The organism is Nostoc sp. ChiVER01, assembly GCF_034531155.1.
GTDB lineage: Bacteria > Cyanobacteriota > Cyanobacteriia > Cyanobacteriales > Nostocaceae > Nostoc.
Window position 1 is genome coordinate 134239 of the sequence record NZ_JAVRBS010000010.1, and the last position, 9988, is coordinate 144226.

Sequence of the window (9988 nt, forward strand, 5' to 3'; positions counted from 1 at the left end):
GGGTGTTCATCCCCCAGCAGGCGTTTTCTCATCGTCAAAGCTTGGATTAACAAAGGTTCAGCATCGCTGTACCTTCCCTGTGATTTGTAGAGTAATGCCAAATTGTTCAGGCTAGTTGCCACATTGGGGTGTTCCTCTCCAAAGCGTTTTCTGGTGGCTAATAAACTTTGTTCATACCAAGGTAAAACTTGCTCGTACCATAGTAGAACTTGCTCATCAGTCCCTTTTTCTTTGTAAAATCTACCTAAGCCAACAACAGCCGAAATTAAATCTTCATTACTGATCCAATCCAAACTGATCCAATCTTGATCAACTGTTGCAACTTCTGCAAGGTGAGGGATGGCAAGGCTAGTTTGAGCAATTTCTATTAATGTGGGTGTCTGAGGAATATTCCTTGCTATTGCTACCATTGCTTGACAATAGCCGAGCTTAAGTTCATCAGCTTCAGCCAAATCTTCTAACTTCTGCTGCAATAATTCCCGAATGCGTTCGTGAACTTGGTAAGTATTCTCTGCCAATTCTTGCAGCAGATAACGCTCAACTAAAACAATGGAGTTAGCTTTAAAATCAAATTCCAAATCGCTATAACTTGCTGCTGATTCTACCAAAGACCAAGGGATAGGAGCCAAAGCAAACAAACTCAACAGACAAGCCAACTTTTGCGCCTCTGGTTCCAAGCATTGCCAATTCAACTCAAAAGCTGCTGCTACACCAGACTCGCTTGCTGATGCTTGCTTTTGTAGCTGTGCGAGGATGTCTGCTAGCATGATTCGCTCCTTGGCTCTTGCCGCAGTCCTGCTATTAGGTAAAGTCCAACAGGTACATAATTCACAAATTGGCAAAGTCCCTTAGCAAACTCTAATTCCTTCTCAACCCTATCTTTTCCCAGCAGGGTTGTTAATAATTCTAAGGCTGCATCTGCTGACAATTTACCTAGCGGCAGTGATGGATATGTTAACCCTGTGTTTTGACGAGTGGTAATCAACACCTTAAACCGAGAACCTTTAGGCGGTAGATAGGGTTGAATTTGCTTCCAGTCTTTGACATCATCAAATATTAATAAAACTTTGCCCGATTGCCAGTTTTTCCAGCAATATAAAACCTTACCTGTTGCATCTAATTGCTCAGGAGGATTGAAGTTAGAGAAATGAACCATGCCAAAGTTGATTAACTGGGTTCCCAAATCAGTTCCTTGGGGATTTAACCAACAACACCCGCCAGAATAATCTTCCAAATATTGCCATGAGTATTGAATAGCTAACTCTGTTTTACCCACCCCACCTTGTCCAGTAACATCGCTAATAGCCACAACATCATTTGCCTGCAATAGCTGATGCAATTGTTCTATTTGCTCATCCCTCCCGACAAACTTACGAGCTTGACTTTGTTGGATATTATGCGGGATATCAAACGGGTTGAAATGAGATTTTTCGATATCTCCATCCCAACTGTGGGAATAAAAATAAGTCGGCAGTTGTTTTTTCTCTAAACTAATAAATCGCTGCTTAACTGCCTCAGTAACTCCTTTCATATTCGGCGGAAAATTCCCATTAGCTTCAGCGAAAGCCTCTCTCACCGCTTGAGAAAAGTATCCTGTTTTATTTTTAGAATAAACCTTAGCTTGCTCTCCTTCCCGCGTAGCCAGTAACACAAATTGTTGACTATCTTTATGTGGCTGTCCACTCAAAAAGGTTTTGCCACCTAAGTTAGTTGGTCTTCCCTTCGACTCTAAAACATAATTGGCACAGGCATCAATAATACAAATATGATTCCGAATCTGAAATTTATCGGAACCCAGCAAAACTAATAAAGAATTCAAATCTAAATTTTGCCAATTCTGTTTATTTGCATCAGCACAAAGCAACCGACGCTCTCGTTCTGAGGTAATCAAACCATGTCCCGCCCAAAAAATGTAGAGTAAATCTCCCGACTTTGGGGATAAAAAGTTAGTCACAATGTCGGAGATATTTTGCTCTGTTGCTAACTCTACAGTTAACCCACATTCCCCAATTAACTGCTGATTTTCTTCCAGCGCTGATAAACATAACCGGATATTCTCTTTCGGTACACCGTGCTGATGCAGCCAATGAGCAAATTTCAGCGCGTCATCGGCTGGCCCTCCACCTGGCACGTTCCAAGCAGATTCGTGGTACTTTTCAATACCTACAATTAAGCCAAATGTTCGCTCAGGTTTAGCCATCAACTACATGATGACTAGCCTCTCCCGTTATATGGAATTAGGCATAAGAGATCGCCCAACCCACTTAAAAAGGGGGCTTTTAGCGTTTCTCCTACGGTGTACACACAAGTCTGAAGTAGTTTAAGAAGCTGATTTTTACCCCACCCTAACCCTCCCCTTGTAAAGGGGAGGGAACTAGATTTCCGGCTTCCCCCCTTTCCAAGGGGGGATTGAGGGGGGTAATTCGACTTGTGTGTACATCGTAGCCTTGTATTTGAGAGATTTTGAGTGGGGTTTTCTAGATTCTGTAAAAAGTAAACCATTATGGCAACCTCGAAATAATCGCCTCCCAGGTTTTGGCATTTGTCCAATAAGCACCGTGGGAACGGGGAAACGGTTGTCTGCTATCCATTACCACATCCTGCACTCTATCAGGAAAAATTCTATTACCCACGTAACTGAGAAAATCCCGTAAATCGTAAATATTCAACCATTGCGGGAAATGCTCTGGTAATAACTGCCCATATTCTAAGCTGTAGAGGGCGTTAATCTCATATAAAAATGGTGCTTGGGAACCAACTGTTACCAATAATTCCACCTGAGACAACTGCTGCTGCACTAGCAAATCTACACAAGCGATACCTCCCAAGCTATGAGCTATTAAAACTACTGGCGGTTCTGCTTGTTCAATCTGTTCTTGGATAAACGCCCTGATTTTTTCACCCCGCGTCTGATACAACAAAATATCACCAGGCATAGGCGAAATTTTATCAGTTAACTCAAGGCGGTTTCCTCTGACATAATTTGTTCCGCCGTGCTGTGCTAGTTCAACAAATGGCTTTAATAACCAGCCACCCAATCCTAACTCCGCCTCTGTCAAAGCCAGAGTCAGCAATTCCACAACTTCATCCCGCAAATGGGCATCTGTGAGTATGGGGGGAAATTTTTCTTGCAGTTCGCTAATAAACATTGCTTGAGCCACAACTGCTCTAGCTATTGGTGCATAATATTCACTCAAATCAAATTCGGAAACTGTGAGCAACGCGTGTTCATACGGTTCACTATGGATAACCGCCTCTCGTGCTGGCTCAAATACCTCTGCAATTCCTGCTTCTTGCAACTTAGCTTCCAGTTGAGATCCCGGAGTGAGACTGGCTACACGAGATTGTAAAACATCCCCTGGTTCTTCCCCAAAGGGATTTCCTGCCTCAACAGGTTTCAAAGACAACAGCCGTAATTCATACAAAGGATCGCGGTATAATTGCCCCCACAGTACAATCTCTGCCTCTTCTTCTTGAGATAAAGCCAGTGTCGCATCCTCTAAGGGTACTGATGCCCGATTATAATTGAACTTTGCACCTAATGCACCCCAAAGGCAGGGAGAAACTTTGATATCAGGACGTTGGGCGTGAATCTTTTGCTCAATTATCTGAAAGGTTTCGTTATATTCTCGTTCCCTAATGCCTGTGCCATGTACAAATATTACAGTGGTCAAGTCGCTTCGCTCCAATTAAAAATTAAAAATTATTAATTAAAAATTGCAAGATGCTCTCTACAAGAAGCTGCACGAACATGGGAGAGGTTTCCTTTTGCTTTCTACCTCTTTCATTCACTTGGTTTATTAAAAACTTCTAAAATCTGTCGGCAAATTTGTTTGAGCTTATCCTTGATTTCATCAGAAGGCGAAGATGCGCCGACAACACTCCAGTTTTCTACCGTAGAGAGTCGCCACGCTTCACCGCGATGATCGAATCCAGCTACCTCCACGCCGATCGCACGGCGGGAATTATTGATGGGATCTTGATAAAATCGAATTTGAATTAAAATACTGCGACTTCGCCAAGATTTGCTGATACCAGGAAAGTGAAAGCCAATATCTATAGAATCTGGATCTACCAATTCCCTGGTTTCCGGGTCATTCTTCCAGGGTTTGAGATCGGATTTGGCATCAGGAAACTCGAATTTGAACAAATTAACCACCGTAGCAATGTTGCTGGCGAGTTCAAGGTTCGTTGCCTGTTCAGCTGCGTTCACTAAAAAACACTCCTATATTGCGTCGGCATCTTCAAGGATGTGAAGACAGAAAAACCGCCAGAAGGCTTATATTATTGGTGTTTCAGCTTATCAAGAGCTTTGATATTTAGCAACTCTAAATCATCCTTCCCTAACAATCATCGTTACTAAGCAGATGCCAAAAATCGCTTCTTTTTGGGACTGGCTAACACCTATTAAGTAATTGTACTTAAAAATTCTTCAAAAGCAGACGGAACTCTGCTCTTTAGAGAAAATATCAAGATTTTCTGCAAAATCCTTGGCTGACAAGAACGATTGACTGCGCTAGCGATCTAAAATGACACTGTGAATCGGTAAACCAAAAGCAATTAAGTTCAATATATGGTGCGTCAACGCTCGATTTTTTCATTTTTTCTAGTACTATTGGCCACATTCCTGATTAGTTGTGGTGGCCCTGGTGTTGCGATCGCACCTCCGACTTACACAGCATTACAACTTGAAAAAATTCAGGCTTATGTTCCTGAAATTCAGGCTGTGCGCGATCGCTCACAAGAGTTGAAAACCCTGATCCAAAGAGGTGATTGGATCAATGTGCGTAACTTTATACATGGGCCCATAACAGAAGCAAGGCTGAACCTGACTTATGTCACTTCCAACCTTCTGCCCAATGACCAACCCAAAGCACGTCAAATAACACGAGATTTGTTTAATGACTTGGTTAAGCTTGATAAAGCTACTAGTGCAGGCAATCCTCTAGTTGCCTTAAATCAATCCCAAGCTGCTTTTGCAGAGATTGACAAATTCCTCGATCTGCTTCCTGAGACCAACAGTGAATCAGAGGCAAGTTAAGCGCAAGGTAAGATGAGCAAAGGGGATGAGGGAACAGGAGGGTAAAAATTGCTCCCCCTGTTACCTCATCTCCCACATCTCTCCCATCTTCGCCTCAAAACAGCAATGAGTCATATAGTTATTATCGGTTGTGGCGTAGTTGGGGCTGCGATCGCTTACGAACTGAGTCTAGTAAAAGGGCTGAAAATCACGGTTTGCGATCGCCAACCACCAGCACAAGCTTCCACGGGCGCTGCACTTGGCGTTTTAATGGGCGCAATCAGCCAAAAAATTAAGGGCAAAGCTTGGCAGATGCGAGAAACTAGCATCCAACGCTATGAAACTTTGATTCCTGAACTAGAAGCTTTAACAGGTCGTAAAATCCCCTTTAATCGCCAGGGAATTCTCAGTCTTGGTTTGGAAGAGGAGAATTTAGTAGCATGGGAAAAGCTTGTAGAAGTTCGCCACTCTCAAGGCTGGCATTTAGAAATATGGGATACAGCTAAACTCAAAAATATCTGTCCTCAAGTTGATTGCGAAACAATTACTGGCGGTGTCTATTCTCCTCAAGACCGTCAACTTGATCCAACTGCTCTGACATTAGCTTTAGTTGAGGCTGCCCAGCAAAACGGTGTAACTTTCAAATTTGGTGTGGCTGTTTTGGATGTCCAAACTTCACCACCTGAATCTTCCCCCCAATTTTGTGTTCAACTTGAGACTACAGAAGGAAAAATAGCCGCAGATTGGTTTGTAGTCGCAGCTGGGCTAGGTTCAACACCACTGACAGCAAAATTAAATCAAATAATTGATATCCGCCCCGTACTTGGGCAAGCATTACAAATGCGTGTAGGACATCCGTTAGGTAATCCAGACTTCCAGCCAGCGATAACGGGTAACGATGTGCATATTGTTCCTGTGGGTGGTGGAGATTATTGGGTGGGTGCAACAGTAGAATTTCCCAACAATGGCGATGAGATACCGCCAAATCAAGAACTGCTGGAATCTGTTAGAGAACAAGCGATCGCATTTTGCCCAGAGTTAGCCACAGCAACTATTCTCCGCACTTGGTCAGGGTTACGTCCCCGTCCTGAAGGTCGTCCAGCCCCAGTTATTGGTAAGTTACCAGGGTTTAGTAATGTCCTCCTAGCTACGGGACACTATCGCAACGGCGTTTTACTAGCACCCGCTACAGCTTATGCGATTCGTGAGATGATTATTTCTCAGGGAATGGGGAGTGGGGAGATGAGGGAGCAGGGGGAGCAGGGGAGGCAGGGGAAGCAGAAGAGAATAATAATTCCTGACAAATGACAAATGACAAATGACAAATGACAAATATAGGAAAATAGCGTGTCAATAACAGAAAATAAAATCAATGTAGATTCACTGGAATGGTTTTATCGGGAATCTTTACCAATCGGCAGAAGTGACTTAGCGCCTGTGTTGTTGCTACACGGCTTGGTTTCACAAAGTTATAGTTGGCGTAATATTATACCTGCTTTGGCGAATCAGGGGACAAGAGCGATCGCTCCAGATTGGATTGGTTACGGTTTTTCTGCAAAACCAGAAAAGCGAGATTTTGCTTACACTCCTGATGCTTTTATCACAGCTTTAGAAGGATTTGTTAAAGCACTAGAACTTGAACATTTTTCTTTAGTTGTCCAAGGATTTTTAGGTTCTGTAGGACTACAATATGCCTTGCGTCATCCAGAACAAATTGCCAATATAGCTATTTTAAATACACCAATTTCAACTGCTGCCAAATTACCCTGGAAAATTAAACAAATGGGTTTACCTTTAGCAGGTGAAGTCATGACCCAAGACCCGCTTTTAGTTGACCGGACACTAGAAGGTGGAAGCCGTTATCGCATAGGGGATAAAGAATTAGATGTTTATCGAAAACCATTTTTAAAAAGTTCTTCATCTGGGCGGAGTCTCTTATCAAGTATTCGCAATTTACAGCTTGATTCAGCAATGAAAGAAATCGAATCTGGCTTTAAAGAATGGCAACAGCCAATTCTGATTCAATGGGGTATGATTGACCCTTGGTTATCCGTAGACATTGCCGAAAATTTTGCCAAGTCCGCACCAAATACCGAATTAATAAAACTTAATAACGTCGGACATTATCCTCAAGAACACTACCACGAAGCGATTTTAGAAGACCTTTTACCCTTTGTGCGTCGTAAAGATGCTCATTGACAATATACTATTGGCAAAAATCGATATTATAAAAATGAATGTCAGAATTCAGGAGTCAGAATTCAGAATTCAGGAATCAGAATCAATTAGTAGAGGATGCAAAATCATCACTGTAGTCCGCTAAATGGAAGACTCAGTGGCGGAATTCAAATTTGTTTATTGTTAAAAGTCCATCCTTTAATAGATGGAATATTCTGAATTCTGAATTCTCGCTCCTGACTACTTTTTATTACCATTAAAAATGCCTCACAACCACAAGTAAAGGAGATTAGTATTCATGGCTTATTCATGGTTTAAAGCCTTTCATATTGTCGGATTTGTAGTTTGGTTTGCTGGTTTGTTCTACTTAGTTCGTCTTTTTATCTATCATGTTGAAGCGAACCTTGAACCTGAACCAGCCCGAACGATACTGAAAAATCAGTATCAAATTATGGAAAAGCGTCTCTACTATATCATCACTAACCCAGGAATGTATGTGACGATCGCAATGGCTATCGGTTTACTAACCACTGAACCGGACGTTTTAAAAGAGGGTTGGTTGCATATAAAACTCCTGTTTGTTGCCATTTTAATCGGCTATCATCATTACTGCGCTCGGCTGATGAAGAAATTAGCAGTAGATGAATGTGGCTGGAGTGGTCAGCAATTACGTGCTTTAAATGAAGCGCCCACAGTTATGCTAGTAGCGATCGTGTTGCTGGCTGTGTTTAAAAATAATCTACCTACAGATATTGCTGCTTGGGCTATTTTCGGCATGATTATTTTGATGGCAGTTACTATTCAACTTTACGCCAAAAAACGCAGGCAAGATAAAGAGAAATTGACGGCACAAATAGGACAACCACAAGAACAAAGTTAGACAAAATAAGGTAGCACATCTGTGTTACCTTACTAAAAATTGCATCATAACAACAAATGCTACCCATTACCTCATCTTGGAAAGTTTCTCAGTAAATCATCGCTAGGAATCACGGTAGTATAAAAAGTATATTTGTGATTAGCGACATAACGGCGGTCTTGTTTAAGAATAGCCATAAAGTTTCTATGTCCATTACGAGTCCGTCCTACTAAACAACCCGCGCTAGCAAGGCGAATATCATTCCGAGGAAAATCAAAGCCGTAGTGTTGATTCACATAAAAATCATTACCTGTATCAAGTTTGTCGCCAGTTCGTTTAAAATCTTTGTTGAAATCTCTACAAACAGTTATATTTCCAACTTGCACTAATGCTTCGTGAGGCTCTGCTGTGCCGTGGATACCAACAGCCCAAGCTTTGTATTGTCCAAACTGAATTCTAGCGGCTCCTTTGGGATTCATCGGATTATAAGTGTAGTATTTCCCTGGTTCTGTAGTAGCTTCCCAGTGATCTACGATTTTGGGAACGCCATTTACTACTTCAATAACAATCCGCCTATCGTTAAATTGATTAGGTATATCACTGTTGAGATTCCAGTCTGCATTTATGCCCTCTATATAAACAATGTTGTATTCTTTTGGATTGGTAAATACTTGATAACCTTTGGATAGCATATATTTCACAATCCTACTAGCGATGTCATTGCCTAGTTTTAATGGGGGTTTAGGAAGATCGTCTATTTTAGTTTCAATTAGTTTTTTGGCTGTGACTGCTCCTAAAAAGCCATTCTCTTCAGTCCTTATTAATTCTTGAAATTTTTTCAGAGATATCACAGAAACAGGGCCAAATTTGCCATCGGCTGGAGGTTCCAGCAAACCTAAACCGATTAACAATATCTGAATCTGACGAGCCAAGTCTGCATCATCTGCGATCGCATCAAATGACCATTTCTCATCTTTTCCTAAGAAATCTTGTAGTTTCATTATGCACTTGCTTTCATTTACTAAGTTCTAAATATTAAACATCATTTTAAAAATTGATATCGTCTAAAACCATACTCTAACCTCAAATATGAGGTCATCTGGAGTCTGCGATGTCTACGACGAGCTACGCTAACGCACGCACATTGCCTCAATGCGATCGCTGATACAGGCTAAATTATTAATTAGCTCAATTTTTCTGCTGCGCGTCCAAGCAGCAACTCGTCGTCAGGCATAGCCTCTGTAAAACCCGAAATGACTAACGAAGAACTGCTGCAAATTATTGAAGAAGCTGTCAAAGATGAGGTGACAGAATTAGACCTTTTTGGCAAAGGCTTAACAACGCTGCCAGAGGAAATTGGACAACTCACCAATCTGCGATCGCTCGACCTCAGCATCAATCAACTGAGCAGTCTGCCACCGGAAATAGTCCAACTCAACAACCTGCAAACCCTCAACCTCGAAAACAATCAACTGAGCAGTTTACCACCAGAAATAGTCCAACTCACCAACCTGCGATCGCTCGACCTCCGCAGTAATCAACTGAGCAGTCTGCCACCGAAAATAGTCCAACTCACCAACCTGCGCTCGCTCGACCTCCGCAGTAATCAACTGAGCAGTCTGCCACCGAAAATTGGCCAACTCACCAACCTGCAATCCCTCTACCTCTTCAGTAATCAACTGAGCAGTCTGCCACCGGAAATTGGCCAACTCACCAACCTGCAAACCCTCAACCTGCACATTAATCAACTGAGCAGTCTGCCACCGGAAATTGGCCAACTCACCAACCTGCGAACGCTCGACCTCCGCAGTAATCAACTGAGCAGTCTGCCACCGGAAATTGGCCAACTCACCAACCTGCAAACCCTCAACCTCTACAGTAATCAACTGAGCAGTCTGCCACCGGAAATTGGCCAACTCACCAACCTGCAA

Annotated in this window: 10 protein-coding genes; 5 read left to right on the plus strand and 5 right to left on the minus strand. The window is 42.3% G+C overall.

Translation table 11 applies throughout. The annotated features are described in order from the left end of the window. The 4 genes from RMY00_RS15505 to RMY00_RS15520 form a co-directional block, all read right to left on the minus strand. On the minus strand, window positions 1-767 hold a 767-nt coding region (locus RMY00_RS15505; protein WP_322648383.1), incomplete at its 3' end, for a tetratricopeptide repeat protein. Continuing rightward, window positions 761-2200, minus strand: a complete 1440-nt coding sequence (locus tag RMY00_RS15510) for an NB-ARC domain-containing protein (RefSeq protein WP_322648384.1) — start codon at window positions 2198-2200, stop codon at window positions 761-763. The genes RMY00_RS15505 and RMY00_RS15510, both read right to left, overlap by 7 nt. A gap of 301 nt (window positions 2201-2501) precedes the next feature. Further along, a complete protein-coding gene (locus RMY00_RS15515) occupies window positions 2502-3674 on the minus strand; it encodes a hypothetical protein (protein WP_322648385.1) in 1173 nt (390 codons plus the stop codon). Between the two features lie 110 nt (window positions 3675-3784). Continuing rightward, a complete protein-coding gene (locus RMY00_RS15520) occupies window positions 3785-4213 on the minus strand; it encodes a hypothetical protein (protein ID WP_322648386.1) in 429 nt (142 codons plus the stop codon). Between the two features lie 360 nt (window positions 4214-4573). On the opposite strand from RMY00_RS15520, the gene psbQ reads away from it, so the two are divergent. The 4 genes from psbQ (at window position 4574) to hemJ (ending at window position 8078) form a co-directional block, all read left to right on the plus strand. Beyond that, complete coding sequence (psbQ, locus tag RMY00_RS15525; protein ID WP_322648387.1) at window positions 4574-5041, plus strand: photosystem II protein PsbQ; 468 nt, start codon at window positions 4574-4576, stop codon at window positions 5039-5041. Window positions 5042-5146: 105 nt separating this feature from the next. Continuing rightward, a complete protein-coding gene (locus tag RMY00_RS15530) occupies window positions 5147-6328 on the plus strand; it encodes an FAD-dependent oxidoreductase (RefSeq protein ID WP_322648388.1) in 1182 nt (393 codons plus the stop codon). Window positions 6329-6367: 39 nt separating this feature from the next. Further along, window positions 6368-7219, plus strand: a complete 852-nt coding sequence (locus RMY00_RS15535) for an alpha/beta fold hydrolase (protein ID WP_322648389.1) — start codon at window positions 6368-6370, stop codon at window positions 7217-7219. Window positions 7220-7496: 277 nt separating this feature from the next. After that, on the plus strand, window positions 7497-8078 hold the full coding sequence (gene hemJ / locus RMY00_RS15540) for a protoporphyrinogen oxidase HemJ (protein WP_322648390.1): 582 nt from the start codon (window positions 7497-7499) through the stop codon (window positions 8076-8078). A 71-nt stretch (window positions 8079-8149) separates the two neighbouring features. Here hemJ and RMY00_RS15545 read toward each other — a convergent pair whose 3' ends face one another. After that, window positions 8150-9058, minus strand: a complete 909-nt coding sequence (locus RMY00_RS15545; RefSeq protein WP_322648391.1) for a peptidoglycan-binding protein — start codon at window positions 9056-9058, stop codon at window positions 8150-8152. A 252-nt stretch (window positions 9059-9310) separates the two neighbouring features. Between RMY00_RS15545 and RMY00_RS15550 the strand changes: the two genes are divergently transcribed. Beyond that, the coding region (locus RMY00_RS15550; RefSeq protein ID WP_322648392.1) for a leucine-rich repeat domain-containing protein at window positions 9311-9988 on the plus strand (678 nt) is incomplete at its 3' end.

Coding starts and splice junctions, on each gene's coding strand:
- RMY00_RS15510 (WP_322648384.1), bottom strand. CDS start 2,200: ATGGCTAAACCTGAGCGAACATTTGGCTTAATTGTAGGTATTGAAAAG.
- psbQ (WP_322648387.1), top strand. CDS start 4,574: ATGGTGCGTCAACGCTCGATTTTTTCATTTTTTCTAGTACTATTGGCC.
- RMY00_RS15530 (WP_322648388.1), top strand. CDS start 5,147: ATGAGTCATATAGTTATTATCGGTTGTGGCGTAGTTGGGGCTGCGATC.
- hemJ (WP_322648390.1), top strand. CDS start 7,497: ATGGCTTATTCATGGTTTAAAGCCTTTCATATTGTCGGATTTGTAGTT.
- RMY00_RS15545 (WP_322648391.1), bottom strand. CDS start 9,058: ATGAAACTACAAGATTTCTTAGGAAAAGATGAGAAATGGTCATTTGAT.